This is a genomic window from Methylobacterium sp. WL1, assembly GCF_008000895.1.
Lineage (GTDB): Bacteria > Pseudomonadota > Alphaproteobacteria > Rhizobiales > Beijerinckiaceae > Methylobacterium.
In genome coordinates, this window is sequence record NZ_CP042823.1 from 3,998,414 (window position 1) to 4,018,564 (window position 20,151).

22 protein-coding genes and 4 pseudogenes are annotated in these 20,151 nt (G+C 73.8%); 7 read left to right on the plus strand and 19 right to left on the minus strand.

Annotated elements, in window-relative coordinates; genetic code table 11:
• From FVA80_RS19380 to FVA80_RS19410, 7 genes are all read right to left on the minus strand, one after another.
• On the minus strand, positions 1-1,164 hold the full coding sequence (locus tag FVA80_RS19380) for a 2-methylaconitate cis-trans isomerase PrpF family protein (protein ID WP_246692031.1): 1,164 nt from the start codon (positions 1,162-1,164) through the stop codon (positions 1-3).
• Positions 1,161-1,838 (minus strand): response regulator transcription factor, encoded by a 678-nt coding sequence (locus FVA80_RS19385; RefSeq protein ID WP_147908028.1) that lies wholly within the window; start codon positions 1,836-1,838, stop codon positions 1,161-1,163. The genes FVA80_RS19380 and FVA80_RS19385 overlap by 4 nt, the downstream gene beginning before the upstream one ends.
• A 35-nt stretch (positions 1,839-1,873) precedes the next feature.
• On the minus strand, positions 1,874-2,245 hold the full coding sequence (locus FVA80_RS19390; protein WP_147908029.1) for a PepSY domain-containing protein: 372 nt from the start codon (positions 2,243-2,245) through the stop codon (positions 1,874-1,876).
• A 248-nt stretch (positions 2,246-2,493) separates the two neighbouring features.
• A complete protein-coding gene (locus FVA80_RS19395; RefSeq protein WP_147908030.1) occupies positions 2,494-2,697 on the minus strand; it encodes a hypothetical protein in 204 nt (67 codons plus the stop codon).
• Entirely contained in the window at positions 2,694-3,014 is a 321-nt protein-coding gene (locus FVA80_RS19400; RefSeq protein WP_147908031.1) for a hypothetical protein, read from the minus strand. Before FVA80_RS19400 ends, FVA80_RS19395 begins: the two co-directional genes overlap by 4 nt.
• Positions 3,015-3,137: 123 nt before the next feature.
• On the minus strand, positions 3,138-3,680 hold the full coding sequence (locus FVA80_RS19405; protein WP_147908032.1) for a hypothetical protein: 543 nt from the start codon (positions 3,678-3,680) through the stop codon (positions 3,138-3,140).
• Positions 3,677-4,228, minus strand: a complete 552-nt coding sequence (locus FVA80_RS19410; protein ID WP_147908033.1) for a phage tail tip lysozyme — start codon at positions 4,226-4,228, stop codon at positions 3,677-3,679. The genes FVA80_RS19405 and FVA80_RS19410 overlap by 4 nt, the downstream gene beginning before the upstream one ends.
• Positions 4,229-4,322: 94 nt before the next feature.
• On the opposite strand from FVA80_RS19410, the gene FVA80_RS19415 reads away from it, so the two are divergent.
• A complete protein-coding gene (locus FVA80_RS19415; RefSeq protein ID WP_246692032.1) occupies positions 4,323-4,886 on the plus strand; it encodes a GDSL-type esterase/lipase family protein in 564 nt (187 codons plus the stop codon).
• A 156-nt stretch (positions 4,887-5,042) separates the two neighbouring features.
• Here the strand turns inward: FVA80_RS19415 and FVA80_RS19420 are convergent, their stop codons facing one another.
• Together FVA80_RS19420 and FVA80_RS19425 are read right to left on the minus strand one after the other, a co-directional pair.
• Positions 5,043-6,299: a DUF2793 domain-containing protein gene (locus tag FVA80_RS19420; RefSeq protein WP_147908034.1), complete on the minus strand. Its 1,257-nt coding sequence runs from the start codon at positions 6,297-6,299 to the stop codon at positions 5,043-5,045.
• 157 nt (positions 6,300-6,456) lie between these two features.
• Positions 6,457-10,350, minus strand: coding sequence for a glycoside hydrolase/phage tail family protein (locus tag FVA80_RS19425; protein ID WP_147957856.1), 3,894 nt, complete (start codon positions 10,348-10,350; stop codon positions 6,457-6,459).
• 78 nt (positions 10,351-10,428) lie between these two features.
• Here FVA80_RS19425 and FVA80_RS19430 point away from each other — a divergent pair.
• Both FVA80_RS19430 and FVA80_RS19435 read left to right on the plus strand, forming a co-directional pair.
• Positions 10,429-10,809 (plus strand): annotated as a pseudogene (locus FVA80_RS19430) (type II toxin-antitoxin system RelE/ParE family toxin).
• Positions 10,730-11,014 carry an addiction module antidote protein gene (locus tag FVA80_RS19435; protein ID WP_147908036.1) on the plus strand — a complete coding sequence of 95 codons (285 nt, stop codon included), beginning with the start codon at positions 10,730-10,732 and terminating at the stop codon, positions 11,012-11,014. The pseudogene FVA80_RS19430 and the gene FVA80_RS19435 overlap by 80 nt, the downstream one beginning before the upstream one ends.
• Here FVA80_RS19435 and FVA80_RS19440 read toward each other — a convergent pair.
• From FVA80_RS19440 to FVA80_RS19450, 3 genes are read right to left on the minus strand one after another with little or no spacing between them, the layout of a single operon-like run.
• Positions 10,945-11,469, minus strand: coding sequence for an NlpC/P60 family protein (locus FVA80_RS19440; RefSeq protein WP_147908037.1), 525 nt, complete (start codon positions 11,467-11,469; stop codon positions 10,945-10,947). The genes FVA80_RS19435 and FVA80_RS19440 overlap by 70 nt on opposite strands.
• Positions 11,466-12,341, minus strand: coding sequence for a DUF2163 domain-containing protein (locus FVA80_RS19445; RefSeq protein WP_147908038.1), 876 nt, complete (start codon positions 12,339-12,341; stop codon positions 11,466-11,468). The genes FVA80_RS19440 and FVA80_RS19445 overlap by 4 nt, the downstream gene beginning before the upstream one ends.
• 9 nt (positions 12,342-12,350) lie before the next feature.
• Positions 12,351-12,992 carry a DUF2460 domain-containing protein gene (locus FVA80_RS19450; protein ID WP_147908039.1) on the minus strand — a complete coding sequence of 214 codons (642 nt, stop codon included), beginning with the start codon at positions 12,990-12,992 and terminating at the stop codon, positions 12,351-12,353.
• A 275-nt stretch (positions 12,993-13,267) separates the two neighbouring features.
• Between FVA80_RS19450 and FVA80_RS19455 the strand changes: the two genes are divergently transcribed.
• On the plus strand, positions 13,268-14,281 hold the full coding sequence (locus FVA80_RS19455; protein ID WP_246692033.1) for a TauD/TfdA family dioxygenase: 1,014 nt from the start codon (positions 13,268-13,270) through the stop codon (positions 14,279-14,281).
• On the opposite strand, the gene FVA80_RS31375 is transcribed toward FVA80_RS19455, so the two are convergent.
• The 7 genes and pseudogenes from FVA80_RS31375 to FVA80_RS19490 all read right to left on the minus strand — a co-directional run bounded on the left by FVA80_RS31375 (position 14,229) and on the right by FVA80_RS19490 (position 17,260).
• Positions 14,229-14,525, minus strand: coding sequence for a hypothetical protein (locus FVA80_RS31375; protein ID WP_246692034.1), 297 nt, complete (start codon positions 14,523-14,525; stop codon positions 14,229-14,231). The genes FVA80_RS19455 and FVA80_RS31375 overlap by 53 nt on opposite strands.
• Before the next feature lie 335 nt (positions 14,526-14,860).
• Positions 14,861-14,980, minus strand: a pseudogene (locus tag FVA80_RS32200) (phage tail assembly chaperone); the annotation flags it as partial.
• Between the two features lie 107 nt (positions 14,981-15,087).
• A pseudogene (locus tag FVA80_RS19470) lies at positions 15,088-15,425 on the minus strand (gene transfer agent family protein).
• Positions 15,422-15,832, minus strand: coding sequence for a phage major tail protein, TP901-1 family (locus FVA80_RS19475; protein ID WP_147910794.1), 411 nt, complete (start codon positions 15,830-15,832; stop codon positions 15,422-15,424). Before FVA80_RS19475 ends, FVA80_RS19470 begins: the two are co-directional and overlap by 4 nt.
• Before the next feature lie 60 nt (positions 15,833-15,892).
• Positions 15,893-16,309, minus strand: coding sequence for a DUF3168 domain-containing protein (locus tag FVA80_RS19480; RefSeq protein ID WP_147910795.1), 417 nt, complete (start codon positions 16,307-16,309; stop codon positions 15,893-15,895).
• Positions 16,306-16,658: pseudogene (locus FVA80_RS31380) on the minus strand (head-tail adaptor protein). The gene FVA80_RS19480 and the pseudogene FVA80_RS31380 overlap by 4 nt, the downstream one beginning before the upstream one ends.
• 41 nt (positions 16,659-16,699) lie before the next feature.
• Positions 16,700-17,260 (minus strand): hypothetical protein, encoded by a 561-nt coding sequence (locus FVA80_RS19490; protein ID WP_147910797.1) that lies wholly within the window; start codon positions 17,258-17,260, stop codon positions 16,700-16,702.
• Positions 17,261-17,291: 31 nt separating this feature from the next.
• On the opposite strand from FVA80_RS19490, the gene FVA80_RS19495 reads away from it, so the two are divergent.
• From FVA80_RS19495 to dps, 3 genes are all read left to right on the plus strand, one after another.
• Positions 17,292-18,041, plus strand: a complete 750-nt coding sequence (locus FVA80_RS19495; protein WP_147910798.1) for a trypsin-like serine protease — start codon at positions 17,292-17,294, stop codon at positions 18,039-18,041.
• A 405-nt stretch (positions 18,042-18,446) separates the two neighbouring features.
• Positions 18,447-19,343, plus strand: a complete 897-nt coding sequence (locus tag FVA80_RS19500; RefSeq protein WP_147910799.1) for a trypsin-like serine protease — start codon at positions 18,447-18,449, stop codon at positions 19,341-19,343.
• Positions 19,344-19,523: 180 nt separating this feature from the next.
• Positions 19,524-20,069 carry a DNA starvation/stationary phase protection protein Dps gene (gene dps / locus FVA80_RS19505; RefSeq protein ID WP_147910800.1) on the plus strand — a complete coding sequence of 182 codons (546 nt, stop codon included), beginning with the start codon at positions 19,524-19,526 and terminating at the stop codon, positions 20,067-20,069.
• The last annotated feature ends 82 nt before the right edge of the window (positions 20,070-20,151 follow it).

The window sequence follows — 20,151 nt, forward strand, 5'->3', positions numbered from 1 at the left end:
TCACACCGGCGTCACCGCATCGTAATACACCGCGCCCCGCATCAGCGGCCGCGCGGTGCGGAAGAACGAGCCGCGCTCCGCACGCCAACCGTCCGCATCCCGCGAAACGGTGGCGTCCACGGTGAGGATGCCCGATGGCATGCCGACCCGCAGGGCGCCATCCCCGGTGGCGCGCGCGGCCTCGTGGACCAGGCTGCCCTCGATCCGGGCAGCCACCGCGAGGCACAGGGTGGCGGTGAGCGGCAGGGCCTGGTGCGGCACCTCGTTCGAGATCACCCGGGCGGTCAGGTCGATATCGTCGGCGTTGATCGCCGCCCCGGACAGGCTGGACGCATCCAGCGGCGACGCGACCAGGCCCACGAACGGCACGTGGACGATCCGGGCTGCGGCGTCGAGATCCGGCGCGATGCCCATCGCCACCGAGGCGGCCAGGCGGATCCGCGCCAGCCGGTCGAGGAGGCCGGGCACGGCTTCCAGCGCGGCGGGCAATTCGCGGCCGGCGAGCCCGAGATCGGCCGCACGGACGAACACGCAGGCGTTGGCCGCGTCCACCAGCGAGACCTCGACCCGGCCGAGGCCCGGCACGTCGAGCGGCTGCCGGACCGAGCCGGTCGGGAGCAGCCGCCCGGTGGTGGCGCCGCCCGGATCGACGAAGTCGAGGCGGATCGGCGCGCCCGTGCCGGTGACGCCGGGAATGGCGAGGTCGCCGCGGTAGACGGTCCGCCCGTCCCGGACCGCGAAGCCGGCCTCGATCCGCTTGGCGGTGTTGGTGTTGTAGATCCGTAACCGCACCGGGCCGTCGGCGGGCTGCACGAGGCCCTCGTCCACCGCGAAGGGGCCCACCGCAGAGAGCATGTTGCCGCAATTGCCGGACAGGTCGATCCGCCCGTCGCGGACCACCACCTGCACGAAGGTGTAGTCGATGTCGGCATCCGGCCGGCGCGACGGCTCAACGACGCAGATCTTCGAGACCGAGGAGACGCCCCCGCCCATGCCGTTGAGCTGGCGGCCGAACGGGTCGGGGCTGTCCATCGCGGACAGGAAGGCCGGCTCCCAGGCGGCGAGGTCGCCCGGCACGTCCCGGCGATGCAGCATCAGCGCCTTGCTGGTGCCGCCGCGCATGAACACGGCCGGCAGCGTGCCGGGCGCCGGCACCGCGGTCACACCGGCGCCGGCGGCTGGTTCGGATCCACCAGGTAGCCCAGCCCGCGCACGGTCTGGATCAGGTCCACGGCGAGCTTCTTGCGCAGCCGCCCGACGAACACCTCGATGGTGTTCGAATCCCGGTCGAAATCCTGGTCGTAGAGATGCTCGGTCAGCTCGGCCCGGGAGACCACCCGTCCGGTATGATGCATCAGGTACGAGAGCAGCCGGTATTCGTGGCTGGTGAGCTTCACCTGGGCGCCGTCCACGAACACCTTGCCGGAGCGGGTATCGAGGGTGACCGGCCCGCAGGCGATCTGGCTGGAGGCGTGGCCCGCCGCCCGGCGCAGGAGGGCCCGGACCCGGGCCATCAGCTCCTCCATGTGGAACGGCTTGGTCACGTAGTCGTCGGCGCCGGCATCGAAGCCGTCGACCTTGTCGGACCAGCGGTCCCGGGCGGTGAGGATGATCACCGGGGTCTTCACCCCGGCCCGGCGCCACTTCTGCAGCACCGAGACGCCGTCGGCCTTGGGCAGGCCCATGTCGAGGATGATCGCGTCGTAGGGCTCGCTCTCCCCGAGATAGCCGCCCTCCTCGCCGTCATAGGCCTTGTCGGCGACGTAGCCGGCCTCCTCCAGCGCCGCGACCACCTGCCGGTTGATGTCCCGGTCATCCTCCACGACGAGCAGTCGCACGGCTCACTCCATTCCACTGCGGGTGTGAAGCCCGGTCAGTATTGGCCCGCGACCTTGCCGGTGCGGGCATCCACGATCACGTGCACGAAATGCCCGTCCCGGCGCAAGGCGGTCAGCATGTAGACGAGGCCGTCGGCGTGACGACAGAGGCTCGCGCGCTGGATCTCGGCCCGGGGGATCACCGTGCGGGCCGCCCGGATCGCCGCCACCGGGGCGATCACCCGCCGCTCGCCGACCTCCTCGCGCATGTCGGCCGGCGACAGGCAGGACTCGATCCGCAGGGGCGTCGGGTCCGCTACCTGGGACGTCTGCGAGGCCGGTCCGTCATCGGCCATGGAGCCGAGGCCGCTGGCGGCGAGGGCCGCGGCGGTCAGGCTGATGGCAACGAGGGCGATGGCGTAGCGCATTGCTAGGAGATTTGCGCCGAGGGCACTGAATGCGCCCTGAATACGTAGCTGTAGCGGCCCCGACGCGAGTTCTGACTGGCGCCTGCAACGGTAAGATGTGAGCTGTTTCGTTGTGGATGCCATCGTGCCGGCACTACGGCCGACGGGCTTTTCGGGTTCCACCGCCGAGGTCGCGCCGCACAGGCGATTGCGCACGCCGCGGTGCCCGATCCGGCGCCCTCGCCGCCGGAGTGGTGACCGGTTCGGCGTCAGCGCGCGCTTCGAACCGAGGATTGAGAGCCGTCCCGGCATACCGCCGGCACCGACGCGGCAGCCTGCGCGGCCAGGGCGGCGTCGATCGGCCAGGGCCGGGCCCCGAGCCGTGCACCCAGCTGGAGTGTGACGGCGATCACCGCCGCCCCCGACAGGGTCAGCCAGACGCGGTCGAGGATCCGGTCCCGGTGCAAGCTCATCGCGAACCTCCCGTGATCAGCAACCAGAACGCCCGCAGGGCCGGCATGCGCTCGACCAGCCAGGCGATCTGGTCCGAGAACCAGTGCGCGGCCGCCGCCGTGGTGACGAAGGTGAACAGGGCCGCATGCTTGAGGCGCCGGACGTAGCGGCGCAGCACCCGCCGCTCGACATGCGCGTCCACGAGTTCGTCGAGGACCGCCAGGCGCGGCGCGGTCTGGCGGGCGACGTAGGCCTGCCAGAACGGCGGGAACCGGATCGTCCGCGCCCGACCACCGGGACCGGGCGCGTCCTCGGGGGAATGGTGGCCCGCGTTCATGGCTTCCTCCCCGGAACCTCTCCGGCCCCGCACGATGCCGCGCGCGGGCCACGTCATGTCCCCGCCCCATCCGGGACAGGGGTCCGACCCGCGTGCGGAGACGTGTGAGGTCGGAGAACGCCGTCAGGCCCGATGCACCGCGTCCCCCTCCCTCAGCGCCCGCAGCGCCGGCGCCAGGACGTTGCCGGCGCTGGCCTGCGGGTCGAGCGGCAGGGCCCGGAAGATCCGGGCGGCGACGCCCTCGGCACCGCCCGCGCTCCGGACGACATGGGCCGGCGCAGTCGCCACGACGTGCCGGACGCCGGCCGCCACCACCGCGGAGCCGAGATCGACGCTCACGGTCCGGCCCCTTGCGGCACCGGCCACCGCGTTCTGTCCGTACGCGGCCCCGGCCCGGATCGCGGCCTCGACCCGCTCCCGGGTCAGGAGCGAGGCCGCCCAGGGCGCGACCCGGGCGATCCCGGCCGTGACGGCCGCCGCGGCGATCGGCACCAGCACGGCAGAGACCGGCTGCAGCAGCCCGACCAGCCAGTCGCCCCAGGGAATCGCCACGCCGCCCGCCTGGGCAGAGGCCAGAGCCGGGGCGACCAGGGCCGAGGTGAGCAGGGCGACAAACGGGATCGCGGCGCCGGCCAGCGCCAGCCCGGCCGGGAAGAGGTGCGTCATGATCGATCTCCGGAGTTGAGCGCGCGGCGGACCCGGCCGGCTCGGGATTCGGGTTTGCGCGGCGAGACGGCGCCCGCGCGCAGGGCCGAGAGCGCCCGGCGGGCCCAGGCCAGCCGGCTCGCCAGCGCAATCACGCCTGGCCGCTCGAAGTGCCGGCACACGCTCTCGGTGGCGGCCTCCAGGGTCGGAGCCTGCCGCAGGGCCGCGAGCGCCGCCGCCTCGGTGGTGCGCAGTTCCGTGCAGAGGTAGCCGTACTGGGCCTCGGGGGCGGCCGGATCGAGCGCGTGCGCCCGGCACCAGGCCTCCATGGCCACGCGCCGGGGGCCGGTCCACTGCGCCAGGCCCCAGCCGCCCCGGGACCCGGCCACCGCCGGGGCGACCTCCTGGAGCCGGCGGAAGCCGCCGCTCTCGTGGCCGAGATTGCCCAGCAGCCCGGCGGCCTGCAGGTCGGTGAGGCCGAGATCGCGCATCAGGCGCGGCCCCAGGCTCCGGCAGCCGGCCGCGAAGGCGTCGCCCGGCCCACGGGCCGGACCAGTGGTTGCGGACATCGGGGTTCTCCGGGCATGAATCCGCGCGATGCCGACGGGGGACGCGGACAAGGGACGCGGACAGGGGACAAGGGACAGGGGACGCTTGGGCCACGTGGGACACGGACAGGACCGGCCGCTGGTGTTCATCGGCGATTCGATCACCGCGGGCTGGGGCGAGGCCCGGGCCGAGACGTTCGCGCGGCACGGCTTCGCGGCGCGCGGCATTCCGGGGCAGACGAGCGGTGAGATCCGCGCCCGCTTTCGCCGCGACGCGGCCGGTGCCCGGGGCGTCCACCTGCTGTGCGGGGTCAACGACATCGCCGAGATCGGCGGCCCGGTCTCGGACGGGGCGATCCGCGACAACATCGCCGCCATGGCGCGGCTGGCCTTCGAGGCCGGGCTGCCGCTGTGGATCGGTACCGTGATGCCGAGCGATTTCTGGGGATGGCGCCCCGAGCTCAGGCCCGTGGCGCGCATCCACGCCCTGAACCGCTGGATCCGGGCCCATTGCGCCGCCAGCGCCGCCGCGCTCATCGACTATCACACGCCGCTCGCCACCCCGTCGGGCGCGCTGCGGCCGGACTTCACCGCGGACGGCATCCACCTCAACGGAGCGGGCTACGCGGCGATCGAACGGGCGATGCTGACGGCCCTGGCGCCGGGGGCCGACCGGTGAGGCGGGGCTGACGGACCCACGGGCCTGTCGCGACGGCGACGGCTCCGCTCTCACGCCCCACCGACGTTCCCATTCCGGCTTGCGTCGGACGCGCAGACGATGCCGAAGCGGCAGTGATGGGGGGGCTCGGCGAGAGCCACGCGTCCGGAACCGCCCTCAAGACCCCAGGGCCAGCCAATACGTCGCGCCATTCCCGGCGCCGGTCACCGCGCCGCCGGTGTCGCGGCGGTTGCGGAGCGTGAACCCGGTGGCCGACACGTCGCTGACCTGGCTGGCGTAGAGCGTCCCGGCATCCCGGGCGACCGGCTGGGCCCAGACCCCCAGGCATGCGCTCGGAAAGGCGGGGCTGAACGCGACGGAGAGATCCGCGTCCGCGCCGGTCGCAAGACCCCATTGCAGGACGAGGCCGTTGGCGAGCCGGGCGTAGCCGTTCGGAGCGAGCGCCTGGGTGCCCAGCGCCAGCGGCGTCCCGTCGGCGCGCTGGTAATGGCGCACGCGCCAGCGGCCGGCACCGTCCGAGGCGACCAGGCAGGTGTCGTCGGCGGCCGTGACGATGTCGGCCCGGGTCGGCAGGGCGAGCTGCTCGGGATCGTGGACCAGGGTCGCGGCGCCGGCGAAGCGCACGAGCCGCTCCCGGTCGGCGCCGGAGCCGAAGCGGGTGATCCGGGCCGTTCCGGTGACCAGGACCCGCCGGGTGCCGGCACCGCCGAGATCCGTGGTCGCCGCCGCGGCCAGCACGGTCTCGGTGGAGGCGAAATCGATCCCGCCCTTCGCCGCGGAAGCGGTGAGCGCGGTGGCGAAGGCGGCCCCGTCGGGCGAGACCTTCAGCGAGAAGTCGTCGCCGCCCAGAAGGCCCAGCAGGGCGCGGGCGGAATACCCGGTCTGGAAGTTCAGGGCTGCGTCCCGGGAGGCGGCCTGTTTGTTGACCGAGATCCGCATGTCGCCGGAGCCCGGCGTCGCGTCGTCCCAGGTGAGCAGGGCCGCGTCCGCCTTGACCGCGAGGCGGTTGGTGGCATCCGCCCCGGTGTTGATGCCGAGCCGGCTCACGCTCTGGATCGCGGTCAGCGTCCGGCGGAAGCTGCCCCAGGCGCTGCCGTCGAACACGTAGAGGTCGGCCTCGTCGATCAGGTAGGCGAACCAGCCGGCCCGGGGCACCGCGCCGACCCAGACGCCGTCGGCGTAGCGCACGACCTGGCCGGCGAGCCCGGCCCAGGCGCCCCCCGGGTTCGAGGCGACCACGAGGTAGCGGTCGCCGTCGGCGGGGTTCTTGGGCGGCGCGGTGAGGTCCTTGTCCAGGCAGGCGAGCTGGACCAGGGCGTCGAGGAGGCCGAGCGCCTCGTTGTGGGTGACGTGCTTCTGGGCCTGGCTCGCCGCGATCAGCGGCAGGCCGAGGCGGGGCGTGGTGTCGGACATCGGGGGCTCCTCGATCGGATACTCTGTCCGTGACCAGCGGCGCAGCCGTCGCCGGTGGATGACGCGCCCCCCGCCCCGGACGCCTGGAACGGCGGTGGACGGCGATCCGGGAAGGGGTGCTGCGGGACCGGCGCCGTCCCGCGGGGTCGGTGTCCGTTCAGGCGCTTCGGATCGGAATGCGGGCGCGGATGGCCGGGCCGGGACCTGCGACCGCGCCGATCTGCGCCACAGCGACGTCGAGGCTGGTCTGAGCAGCGCCGAAATCGGCCGCCTCGTCGGCGTAGAGGACCTGCTGCGCCTCGGCCCGGAACTGGCGCAGGGGCGTGCCGGCCCCCGTGAACACCGTGACCGCGTAAGCCTCCGGCTCGTCGAGCGGGATCTCGGCGGGGGCCCAGGCGTCGCCGTCGCGGCGCGCTCGGCGGATCCAGGAGAGCCGCACCCCCGACGCGTCCCGCCGCGCCCGCAGGTGGACCGGCCGCAGGGGGAGGAGCGAACCCAGCCCGGCCGTCGCGGCAAATTCCGAAACCGCCGGATCGCCCGGGTCGGCGGATGCCGGGCCGACCCGGTAGCGGAAGCCCCGGCCGGCCTCGTCCAGGCTCTCGACCAACGGCACCACCGCGCCGTCGTCGAGGCGCACGATCAGGCTGCCCGCCGGGGTGGAACGCCCGGCGGCCGGCTCGCTGCCCGCGAGCCCGCGCAGCAGCCCGGAGAGCCGGTAGGTGTCGGGGCCGGTCAGCACCGCGTCGGCCGCGCAGAGCAGCTCGACGATGCCGTCCGGCCCGACCAGGGCGAACAGGTTGCCGCCGGCCAGCATCGCGGCCTCGCCGATCGATCCGAGCGCCCCGCCCCGGCGCAGGGTGACGTCGAGATGGGCGCCGCGCTGCAGCCGCCAGAGCGGCCCGGCGGGCAGGTCCGAAAGGGTCCGGCCGAGGCAGGCCGGGTAATCGACCAGGCCGCGGAGGGTCAGTGGGCCGGCGCCCTCCGCCCGCCACACGGCCGCCTCCCCGGGCCAGGGCTCCGCCGCGACCGCGAGGTATTGCAGCACCGTTGGGCTGCCGCGATCCACCGGCAGGTCGAGGGCGAGCGCGAAGGGCGGCCCCGGGAAGGCCGGGTCGCGCCAGCCGGCAAGGCCGGGTTGCGGGCAGGCCGCGCGGAGGGCCGCCCTGGGCGGGACGCCGCTCGCCTCGATCCGGCGCCCGGTCGGGGCGTCGTCGATCCGGTCGATCCTGCGCAGCACCGTCCCGCCCGGCACGTCGGCCGGCACCGCCAGCAGGTCGCCGGGCTCCAGCTCCAGCCGGCGCGGGCTCACCGTGAAGGCCGCGCTGTCCCGGGCCGCGATGACCCGGTCGAGCAGCGCCTCGGCGAGATCGTCGCCGGTCTCCCTGCGGGTGACGATGGCGGCCTCGATCCGGGTCTCGCGGCGCCGCTGGCCGACCGGCCGGATCGCCGCCGCCGCGGCGCGGCGGTAATCCGGACTCTCGGACTCGGTGATGCCGAGGATGACCGAGCGCGGCAGCGCGCTCTCCTCGGCCCGGACCTGCCGCAGGACCGGCTTCGCCTCCGACAGGCGGACGAGGTCGGCCTCCGCGAGCACCACCGGCCGCTCGCGGCGGGGTCCGCGCAGGTGCAGGCGCCCCGCCCCCGCCGAGACGTCGAGCCCGTAGACCTGCGCCAGGGTCTCGAGCGCGGCCCGCGCCGAGAGCAGCCGGTCGACGACGTAGCCGTCGAGGAAGGCGGCGGCCTCCACGGCGACCGGCGCGTCGAAGCCGAAATCGGCCAGGATCCTCAGGACCAGAAGGTCGAGGTCGCAGCCCTCGATCCGCCCGGTGATCCAGTGGCCGACCCGCCAGTTGGCGGTGTCGGCCCAGACCTTCTGCACCGCCGGGAAGGCCGGGAACGGCCGCGCGTCCCAGGACCAGACGAAGATCGATCCCGGATCGACCATCCGGCCGCCATAGACCGGCGAGACCGGGTTGTCGGCCTCCGAGAACCCGGTCGCCGCCGGGTCGAACCGGGCGATCACGGCCTCGAGCCCGCGCAGCTGGATCAGCTCGTCGCGCAGGGCTCGCGAGTCCGGCGGGTAGGCGCCCTCGGCGGATTTCGGGTCAGGGAAGACGTTCGGGCCGTTGGTGCCCTTGTCCACCGCCGGCACCCCGGCCTCGGTGAGCCAGATCGGCTTGGCCTTCGGCACCCAGGCGGTGGCGCGGGTCTCGACGCCGCCGTCGCGCTCGACATGCGGGTTCGACCACCAGCCGATGAGGTCCCTGGGCCGGAAGATCCAGGGTTTGCCGTAGGCGCCGTCCCGGATCGGCCGGCGGTCCTGGGCGGCGCGCCCGGCCGCGTCGGCGTAGTACCAGTCGAACGCCTCGCCGGAGGCGCCGTTCGCTTTCAGGTAGGCCCGGTCGTTGATGTCGCCCGCGACCGCGAGGTCGGCGTGGTCCGGGGCGTCGCGCCAATCGGTGACCGGCGGATACCAGTCGATCCCGACCGCGCCGATGTTGGGGTCGGCGAACAGGTCGTCCAGCGGGAAGCGGATCGTGGCGCCCCCGTCCCGGACATGGGCGCCGTACTCGGTCCAGTCCGCCCCGTAGACCAGCGTGACGCCGGGCCCGAGCCGGCCGCGCAGATCCGCGGCGAGGGACCGGAGCGCCTGGACGGCCGGGTAGCCGGCGGCACCCCGCACCCGGGTGAGGCCGACGAGTTCGCTGCCGATCACGAAGCCGGCGATCCGGATACCGGAGGCCGCCCACAGGGCCGCGAGGCCGGCATAATGCAGCACCCCCGCGCGATAGCCGCCCTCGAAGAAACCTTGGACCTGCGCCTCCGCGGCGGCGGTGCCGTCCGGGCTGCCGGGGACGCCCGGGCCCGGGTCGCAGGTGATGCGCCCGCGCCAGGGATAGGGCGGCTGGGTCGCGCCGGGCACGCGCGGGTCGGGCAGGCCGTTGCCGGCCGGCACGTCCATCATCACGAACGGGTAGAGCAGCACGTCCAGGCCGCGGGTGGCGAGGTCAGCCACCAGCCGGGTCAGCCCGGCATCCGAGGGCGTCCCACCGTAGGCGGGGGTGCCGTCCGGCAGGGTCGAGACCACCTCGGCCTTGTCACGGGTGATCCCGGCGACGGCCCAGGCCTCCGGCGTGGTGCGCTTGCCCCGGGTCTCGACCTTCGGAACGATCCGGCAGGCGCCGGCGCGCAGATCGGTGCCGAACCACGTCGCCACCACGGCGACCCGGCGCAGGTTCGGGCACAGGGCCTGAAGCGCGTCGAGGGAGGCGGTGACGTCGGTGGCGCGCTGGAGCTGGTGCCGGTTGGCCGCCTCGGTCCGGCCGAGGCCGAGATCGACGGTGACGCGGTTCGGGTCGAGGGCGAACTCGCCGGCCCCCGGGATCAGGTCGACGGCGCGGATCCGGTGGTACAGGCCGTTGACGGGGCGGACCACCTCGAAGGCGAACTGGGGCACGCGGTTGCCGAAGTCGGCGAGCGGCAGGTTCTCGAACACCACGTAGGCGAGGCCGCGATAGGCCGGGGCGTTCTCGGCGCCCTCCTTGGCGACGATCAGCGGGTCCGGCGCTTGGTCCGCGCCGCCGGTATGGACCCGCACGGTGATCCCGACCTGATCGATTTCCTTGCCGTCCGCCCAGATCCGGCGGACCAGCGCGACCTCGCCCTCGCACAGGCCGACCGCCAGGTTGGCGAAATAGGCGTAGCGGGTGTGCACGGTCTTCTGCCCGCCCGCGCCCTTGGACGCGGAGGCCGCGCGCTCCACCGTCGTGTTGGCGACCTCGCGGACGCGCGTCGCCCATATCAGGCTGCCGCCGATCTTCGCCCGCCCGTAGACCCGGGGGATGGGATCGCCCTCCGTGGAGGACAGGCCGGCAACGTCGGCGAGCCGCGGCCCCTCGACGAAACGCGTGTGCCGCCCGGAGCCCGACAGCATCCCGTCGAGCCCCGCCCCCGCGGCCGCGCCGAGCACGCGCCCGACCACGGATCCGATCGGCCCGCCGAGCGCGGTCCCCACCGCGGCGCCCGCCGTGGACAGGATCAGGGTGGCCATGGCGGGCTCCGGGGGCGGGGGTGGAAAGACATGACGCTCACGGATTGCCGATCCGTATCCGGTCGGATACGTTGCATCGTGGCTACGATTCTGCTGTCCGATAGCTTTCGTCGGTGGTTTACCGACCTGCGGGATCACCGCGCGAAGGCGCGTATCGTCGCTCGGATCCGAGCTGCGGGCTTCGGTAATTTCGGTGACGTCAAACCGGTCGGTGAAGGCGTCTTCGAAATGTGAATCTCGTACGGCCCAGGATATCGCCTCTACTACGTTCGGCGGGGCGAGGTGACCTACCGGCTTCTGAACGGCGGCGCCAAGTCCAGTCAGGATCGAGATATTCAGAAAGCCAAGGCCCTGGCCAAACATCTTACGGTATCACCTGATGTCCTTCACGCCTTTCGACGCCTCGGAGTTCCTCGACAGCGAGGAAGCGATCGCCGAATATCTCGCGGCCGCGCTTGAGGATCCCGATCCCGAGCTGTTCGTCGCGGCGCTCGGTGATGTCGCCAAGGCGCGCGGCATGAGCCAGATCGCCCGGGAGGCCGGCCTGGGGCGGGAAAGCCTGTACAAGGCGCTGACCCCGGGCTCGAAGCTGCGCTACGAGACTGTGCGCAAAGTCATTGACGCGCTCGGCGTCAAGCTGACCGTGGCGACCGGCGCCTCGTAAGGGGCCTGCGGAAAGCGGAACACCCCGGTCAGGTGCCGGCGCCACCACGCCGTGAGCGCGACCTCGGCGACCGTGGCGTTGTCGTGGGCGTGGATCATGGCACCGTCGCCGGTGGCGATGGCGCAGTGGCGGGCCGGGAGGTGGCGGCGGAAGGCGAAGAGCAGCACGTCGCCCGGACGGGGCGGGTCTCCGGCGGACGGCACCGGCACGAGGTGGCGCGCCGCCGCCTCGGTGAGGGGATCGGTCCCCGGGGCGGCGGATTCGGCCCAGGTGGCTGCATAGGGCGGCACCGGTTCCGGCTCGGCGCCGTAGAGCCCGCGCCAGACCCCGCGCAGCAGGCCCAGGCAGTCGCAGCCGACCCCGCGCAAGGAGGCCTGGTGCCGGTAGGGCGTGCCGAGCCACAGCCGCGCCTCGCCGAGGGCGGCCACGCCCATGTCCCGCCGCATTGCGCTCATCGGAACAAGCTCCCGCCGTCGAGGACGGGCTCCGAGCCCGGCACCGCACGCATCACCGCGTCGTTGCCGGGCATGTGCGGGAAGCCCTGGAAGTTGATCGCGTTGGCGAAGCGGTCCCGGCAGGTGGCCAGCCGCTTGTCGCATCCGGCCGAGACGCTGAAGGCATCCCCCGGGGTCACCGGCCGGGCCGGGACCGTCCACAGCTCGACCAGCCCGCCGAGCTGAAGCCGCACATCCGCGGCGAGCCCCGCATTGGCACCCGTCTCCCAGGTGAGCGTCCCGCCGGTGAACAGCCCGTCCGCGAAGCGACCCGCCAGCGACACCGCAAGCGTCGCCGGCTCCGGAAGGCCGGTGACCCGGCCGGTGGTGCGCCAGGCGGCGAGATCGACCCGGCAGCGGGCATCGCCGAGGTCGGCCCCGCAGGTGGCCCGGAAGGTCCGGCCGCGCTCGGCATCGAGCCGGTGGGCGAGGCCGCGCAGCTCGGCCACGAAGGCGTCGCCCTCCCGGCGCACCTCGCCGATCGTGCCGACATCCAGCAGCAGGCGCGTCTCGGGGGCGGTCCAGTCGGCCAGCCAGGTCTCCACCGACGCGCCGTCGTAGAGGCCGCCCGCGATGTCGGCCTCGGTGAGCCCGAGCGCGCTCAGCGCCCCGGCCACGTCGCCCCCGGAGACCGCGAAGCCGGATTCGGCGCTGGCCTCGGCCGCGTCCAGCCCGGTCCGGGCCTCGTGGACCAGGCCCGAGAGGGTCAGGTCGCGGTCATGGTCGGTGAAGCCGAGGGCGGCCCCGTCGCGCCGGCGCAGGGTCCAGCACCGGCACAGGGTGGTCACGCCGCCCGCGAGATGGGCCGCGAAGGCATCGGGGATGGCACGCATCGTTGTCCCTCACGGCACGATCTCGACCAGCGGCACCTTGGGGATCTCGCCGGCCGTGAAGGCCGCAAGGTCGATGGTGAGGTCGTCGGTGTCGAACCGGACCGGCACGTCGAAGGCGAAGCCCGCCGTGACGGCGGCGCCCTTGGCCGGGACGTGCCCGCCCGCGAAGGTGACGAGCCCGGTAGCCGGGTCGCACGCGAAGGCGTCGGCGCCGACCTCCCGGCCGGCCAGGGCGACCCGGACGCTGCCGGCGACCGGCTTGGCGATGCGCCGGCGGTAGGGCGCGAAGCCGGACCCGTAGGACTTGGTCAGCGCGAACGTCGCCGTGGCGCCGTCGCCGGCGCCGAGCGGCTGGTCGAGGGGGCCGATCGCCCGCCCGGGCGGCCCGGAGCGGAAATCGACCCGGTCGCGGTAGCGGAAGCCGTACAGCCTTCCGCGCCGCTCCTCGAAGAACGCCAGCACCGCATGGAGCGCGTCGAGCCCGCGCACCCCGAACCCGGCATCGTAGCGGCGCCGGGAATCGGCCCAGCGGCCGTTGCGGTGCTCCCGCCCCGAGGCCAGCGTGACGATCTCGGTGAGCCGCTGCGGCCCGCCGCTGCCGCGCAGCGACACGTCGAGGGGAAACAGCATTTCGTGGAAGGCGTCGGCCATGGCGCGATGATCCCGTGTTGGAGCCCGATCCGGCGAAGACCCGATCCCGGTCGGGCGACGGGAGAAGGCCCCCCCTGCCGGCAGCCGGCGGCCGGGAAAAGTCTTTCGGAAAACGCCGGAACTTCGAAAACGCCGTTCATCGACAATCGGCACACACCGGTCAAAGATCATGGAAGACGCGCCACGATCCGCCGAAGATCTCGATGCTCGAAAAGGCTTCGAAACTCTTGCGCGATCAGTACGGGCCGTCACCGACCGACCGAAGGAGTTTTCCGATGAGTGCCGTCCTGCAGTCCCTGCACCCCAATCTCGACATCCGCCGGGTCGCCGGCCGCATCGGCGCGGAGATCCGCGGCGTCGCGCTCTCGGGCGACCTCGATGCCGGGACGGTGGCGGCGATCCGCCAGGCGCTGCTCACCCACAAGGTGGTGTTCTTCCGCGACCAGAGCCTCGACGAATCCGGCCAGGAGGCGTTCGGACGGCGCCTGGGCGAGCTCGTCCCGCACCCGACCGTGCCGTCGCTCCCCGGGACCGCGGGAATCCTCGACCTCGACGCCAGCCGGGGCGAGCGGGCGAGTTCCTGGCACACCGACGTGACCTTCGTGCCGGCCTATCCGGCGATCTCGATCCTGCGCGCCGTGACCCTGCCGGCCTATGGCGGCGACACCCTCTGGGCCAACACGGCGGCGGCCTACACGGACCTGCCCGAGCCGCTTCGCGCGCTGGCCGACCGGCTCTGGGCGCTGCATTCCAACGTCTACGACTACGTCGGCGGGCGGGTGAACGTCACCGAGGCCGGCCGTCGCCGGCACGACGAGGTGTTCACCCGGACCGTCCACGAGGCCGAGCACCCGCTGGTGCACGTCCATCCGGAGACCGGCGAACGCTCGCTGATCGTCGGGCACTTCATCCAGCGCATCCTCGGGCTCACGACCTCGGATTCGCAGCACCTGCTGGCGATTTTCCACGACTACGCGACCCGTCCGGAGAACACGGTGCGCTGGTCCTGGCGGTTGGGCGACGTGGCGATCTGGGACAACCGGGCCACAGTGCACCGCGCGGTGGACGATTACGGCGACCAGCCCCGGGTGGTCCGCCGCGTGACCCTCGAAGGCGCCCCCGCGGTGAGCGTCGACGGACGCCGCAGCCGCCCCGCGAGGCGGCGGCCAGCAAAGCGGCGTGAGGGGCGGTCACGTCGCCCGCTGCCCCGCGCGACCGCGCGGGCGAGGCTCGCCGTCACCTGCGCCTCCGAGCGGCGGAAGGCGCCGGGGTCGGGGTGGCGATGTTGACCGTGACGGAGACCGGCCGGGCTGCGCCGCCGCCCGCGGCGACGCCGAGGCGGCCGTCCGGGCCGCGGTTCAGCGACAGGATCGCCTCGGGCCCGGCCTCGCCCATCAGGCCGGTGCCGTTGGCCATCGGAAAGTAGGTCGGCGCGGCCACCACCCCGCCGGCCGCGAAGGGCTGGACCTGTCCGCCCTGGAACACCCCGCCCCTGGCGAAGCCGGTCTCGCTGCCGGCGCCCGCCCTGAGCACGGCGTTGACCAGGCCGGAGATGCCGGAGCGGATCGGGCCGGCGGCCGCCCGCCCGCCGCGCCGGCGAGCTTGCTGCCGATCGTGCCGAGCACGCCGTCGAGGCTGCGCCCCGAGGCGGCCCCGCGGGTGAGCGCCGAATCCAGGCTGCGCCCGAAATTCTTGGCGAGCTGGTCCAAGGTCTCGAGTTGCTTGATCCGGGCGGCATCCTGCGGATCGGGATCGGCGTCGCTCATCGGGCGGCCCTCCTGGTTGGTCGGGGTCAGCGTGGTGCCAACACCCGGGATCCCAAAGGGCTCAGCCCTTTGGCCGGGTCAGGGGTGGAGCCCCGGCTCCGTTCACGGGCCCGGATCCGGATAGGCGGCGAGCAGGCGCTCGAACCCGTCGCGGCTCAGAGGCTCCGGGCCGCGGCGGCGGCCGAGCGCGGCGGCGAACTCGCGGGGCGTGGCCGCCCAGAAGGCGGCGGGATTCCAGCCGAGCGCCCCGAGGCCGAGGGTGAGGGCGTCGTCCCAGGGAAAGGCCGTGGCTCGAGCCGGCGCCGACGCATAACCGTCGGGCGCCGGCCCTACCGAGGGTTTGCGGGGCCCGGCGCCTCCCCGAACGCGGCGGCGAGCACTTCGCCCAGGGCGGTGGAGATCGCTTCCAGCCCGCCGGCGAGCGGCAGGCGCGCCACCGCATCGTCGTCGAGGGCGTGGCCGCCGCCGCGCAGGGCCGCCCCAGCAGGGCGATGAGGTCCAGGGCCGAGACCCGGCCGCCATCGAAGCGTTCGGCCAGGCCGACGAGGTCGCCGGCCTTGAGCGCGCCCTCCAGTTCGGCCAGCGCGCCGAGGGTCAGGCACAGGGTGTAGCGATGGCCGGCGAGCTGGAGCGGCACCTCGCCGCGGATCCGGTTGGCATGGCTCAAGCCGCCGTGAAGGCGAGCACGCCCGCCGAGTCGAGGCTGATGTCGAAGGTGACCTCGCCGGCATGGTCGCCCCGGTATTCGAGGCTCGCGATCTGGAACGGGCCCTCCAGGGTCCCGAAGGCCGGCACGACCACCTGGAAGGTCTCGATCGCGCCCTCGAAGAAGATCAGCCGCAGGCGCAGGTCCGAGGCCTGATCGCGGAACACCCCGGCGCCGGCGATCGCGGCCCGGCGCACGCCGGCCCCGGCCAGCAGCTCGCGCCAGCGGCCGGTGGAGTCCGCGTTGGTGACGTCCACGGTCTCCGCGTTGAGGGTGATCTGCCGGGTGCGCAGGCCCGCCACCGCCAGAAAGCCGCCCGCGCCGTCGCCGGCCCGGAGCAGCAGGTCCTTGCCCTTCTGTGCGCCCATCGGTTCCCTCCTGCCTCATCGCAATCGAACGTGCCGTGCGTGTCAGGCACCGCGCCCACCTCAAAGGGTCTCGGTGACGGCCTCGATCGTCAGGGTGGCGCGGGCCTCGCCGGTGCGGGCGTCGCGGCTCGCCCTGATCGCCCGGACCCGCAGGGTGACGAGGCGGCAGCCCTGGAGCGGCAGGGCGGCGTCGGTGAGGAGCGCGGCCATGCGGGCGGCCGCGTCCAGCGCGGTGCGGACCGAGCCGGGCTTGGCGATCACCGCGATGGCGTGGCTGTGGCGGTGGCGCTCGGCGCCGTCGACGGAATCGTCCACGCTCTCGGCGTCGCCGAACAGGGCGTAGACCGGCACCGAACCCCGGGGTGGCTCGTCGTGGAGCCGGACTTTTCCGCCGAGCAGGGCGGCCAGCGCGGCGTCGCCGGAGAAGCGGGCGATCAGGCCGGCGCGCAGGGCCAGGAGCGGGCTGGGGTCGCTCACGACGCGCTCTCCCGAACCAGCTCCTCGACGTGGCAGACGAGGTCGCGGCCCCGCGCGTCCGGCTCGCCGACGGCGCGGATCGCGAAGCGGCGGGGCCGGCGGCGAGCCGCATGGTCGGGTCGAGGGCGACCCCGGCGCGCAGGGTGACCCGGTAGGCGGGCAGCGTGTCGGTCCGGCCGCCCGCCGGGCGGTCGGCGAGGCCCGCCGGGGTGATCGCGCCCCACAGGACCGGGCCGGCCACGAAGCGGCGCAGCACGCCCCCGAACCCGTCGGGCTGCTCCAGGGGCCGTTCGAGCACGAAGCGGCGGCGCCGGGCGCCGAGCGCAGGGTGGTGCGGATTGGGCGCCATCGGGGCTGCTCCAGTGGGTCGCATGCGGACAGGGCGGCGGATCACAGGCGCATCCGCCGGAACGGCGCGGCGAGGTCGGCGGCATCGGTGCGGACGGCATCCGGCTCGTCGCCGCGGTGCTCGTAGCGGGCGGCGGCCAGCCGCAGGATCGCGAGCCGCAGGGGCGCCGGCAGCGGCGGGCCGTCGCCCCCGAACCCGGCCGCGACCTCGATCAGGATCGTCCGACCAGCCGGGTCCGGAACGTTTGCGTCGATCAGCAGGCCCGGCGCCTCGACCGGCTCCGGCCCCAGGCGGACCAGGCCGGCGGCGAGTTCGGTGACGCCCTTCGCGTCCGCGAAGCCGGCGCGGACGAGCGCCACGAGCGGGCTCAGCGGCAAGGCCAGCCGGCCGTTGGCGGGCCAGGAATCGAGGGCGATCCGGTAGCGGCCCGGGACCAGGATGCGGCGGGCCTCGATCTCCAGGCTGGCCCGGACCGCGGTGATCAGGGCCTGGAGCAGCCCGTCCTCGGTGCCGCCGTCGTCGGAGTCGAAACGCAGGTAGGCCCGCAGCTCGGCGACGGTCACCGGCTCGACCACGGCCCCGTCGGCGCGTATCGGGATCATCGCGTTGCCCCCTCACAGGTCATTGTTCCGAATGCCGGTTCCGAAGCGCCGCCGGGCGGCCCTCACCGTCCCGGCCACCGTCCTGGCTGCGGCCCTGTCGCTGGCGGCCGGTCCGGCCCGCGCGATCGTCGGCGGCGCCGAGGCGCAGGCCGGCGGGGCCGTGATGGTCCTGTCGTCGAAGGGCGGCGTCTGCACCGGCGTGGTACTCGCCCCCGACACGGTGCTGACCGCCGCCCATTGCGCCGCCGCCGGGCAGGAGCATCGGATCCATTTTCGCGACGAGGCCGGGGCGCCGGTCCTGGTCGAGGTGGCGGGCCGGGCGATCCATCCGGGCTACGATGCCGGCGGCGCCTCGGGCCGCCGGCGGTCCATCGACCTCGCGCTCCTGCGCACCGCGACGCCGCTGCCAGCGCGCTTCGCCCCGGTGACCCTGGGCGCCGCGCTACCCCGGGCCGGCGAACGCCTGACCCTGTCGGGCTACGGCGCCGCCAGGGCCGGCGACCCGCGCTCGACCGGAACCTACCGCAGCGTCGGCTTGCCGGTGATCGAGCCGCACGGGCCGAGCCGCATCCTGGTCTGGCTGAAGGGTGCGGCCGGTGGGGGCTGCCAGGGCGATTCCGGCGGCCCGATCACCGCTCCGGACGGGTCCGTGCTGGCGCTGGCCGCCTGGGTCGGCGGGACCTGCGGCGGCCTCACCCAGGGTGTCCTGGTGGGACCGCAGCGCGGCTGGATCGACCGGGTGTTGGTGGGATGGGGCCGGGATGCGCGGTGGGGCGGCTGACGGGCCGCCCGTGACGTGCGATCGCGAGGCAAGGCCGCGGTTCGCGCTCTTGTGAGTTGAGATGACGGCTGAGAACTCAAATCGTCATTCCGGGGCGCCGCAGGCGAGCCCGGAATCCAGAACCGTGGACGGCGCAAGACCTGGCTGAACCCGCGTTTCTGGGTTCCGGGCTCCGCTGCGCGGCCCCGGAATGACGGGGTTGGGGTGTGAGCCGACAGATCCACCGTTGATCGGCCACGCGATCGAAGCTCCACCGCTGCCGATCAAAGTCTTCTTCCAACTCGCATCACCTGCCCATCCGGAACCGCAGCTTGGCCGGTTCATTGCCTTGCTCTAGGCTCCCTCGGCGCCGCGCCCCTGGCCGCGGCGTCCCACCTTGCGCCGCGAGCGCCCCCGGAGTGCCCGATGTTCCGTCGCCCGATGCGCAAGGCCGGCCCCCGTGAGCGTCTGTTCGGCCTGGGGCTCGGCAGCGCCCTGCTGGGCGCGGTGGCCGGACTGATGCCGGCGCCCGCATCCGCGGTGATCAACGGCACCACCACCCGCGACCCCAACGGCGCCCGGACCTTCGCGGTGCGGATCGAGAGCACCGAGGGCGAGATCTGCTCGGGCACGCTGATCGCCCAGGACCTCGTGCTCACCGCCGCCCACTGCGTGATGCGCCCGGCCGGCTACACCGTCATCAGCGTGGACCGCGGCTTCCGCCAGCAGCGCACCCCGGTGATCGCCGCGACCATGCATCCGGACTTCGTGCCCGGCACGACCCCGGAGGACCAGCCGGGCGTCGACCTCGCCCTGCTCAAGCTCGAGGCGCCGCTCGGCGCCGACTACGTGCCCCTGGATCCGCGCGGGGCCGCCACGATCGACACCGGCGCGCCGGTCGACATCGCCGGCTTCGGCGTCGTGGCCGAGAACCGGCGCGACTCGGCGCGGATCCTGCGGCTGGCGCACCTCGTGTCGATCGGCTCGCTGCAGGTCGCCAACCGGGTGACCGTGGTGACCGACCGGCGGCGGATGGCCGAGACCTCGGGCGCCGGGGCGTGCCTGGGCGATTCCGGCGGCCCGATCCTGATCGGCGGCCCCGGCGGCTACCGGATCGTCGGCGTGGTCAGCTGGTCGAGCGGCGCCCTGCAGCAGGGTGCGCGCCGGACCGCCTGCGGCGGCTTCACCGCGGTGACGCCGGTGGCGGAGCATACCGGCTGGATCGCCACCCGGTCGGCCGAACTGTCGCGGATCCCGGTCGGCGAGGCCCTGCCCCGCGGCAACCGCTCCGACTGGATGGCCAAGCCCGGCCGGCGCCGCTGAGCCTCGTCCCCGGGCCCGTCATCGGCCGTCGGGACGAGACCGCGCGCCCGGACGTGTCGGCGCCGCTCGGAACACCGGGCGCGCCGTCGCGTTTGTGCAACGCAATCGCGTTCGATGAGGACCCGCGGCCGTATCGGCATCTGCGCGGAGGCCCGCACGCAAAGTCACGGAGCAGATTTGATGGCTGAGACCGGCAAAGGCGACACCGTTCGCTCGCACAAGACCCGTAACAACACCGATTCGAACGCCAAGCAGGTCTCGGTCGAGGCGCTGAACGCCCGGCTGGCGGACGGCATCGACCTCGCCCTGGCGATCAAGCAGGCGCACTGGAATCTCAAGGGCCCGCAGTTCATCGGTATCCACGAGATGCTGGATGGCTTCCGTACCGAGCTCGACGACTTCAACGACAAGGTCGCGGAGCGCGCGGTGCAGCTCGGCGCCACGGCGTTCGGCTCGACCCAGGCGGTCGCCGAGAAGACCAAGCTGCCGGCCTACCCGACCGGGATCTACGCCATCGCCGACCACGTGGCCGCGCTGATCGACAGCTATGCCGCCTACGCCAACGCGGTGCGCGATAACATCGACGAGACCGACGAGGCCGGCGATGACGGCACGTCCGACCTGTTCACCGAGATCTCGCGGGCGGTCGACAAGCACCTCTGGTTCCTCGAGGCCCACGTCCAGGAGCCGACCGGCACCCTGCGCGACGGCAACCCGGGGCGGTAAGCGCTTCGGTCGAGAGCCAAGCGGATTCGGTAATGGCACGCTCCTTCCCTCCCCCCTCTGCGGGGGAGGGTGGGCCGGCCGT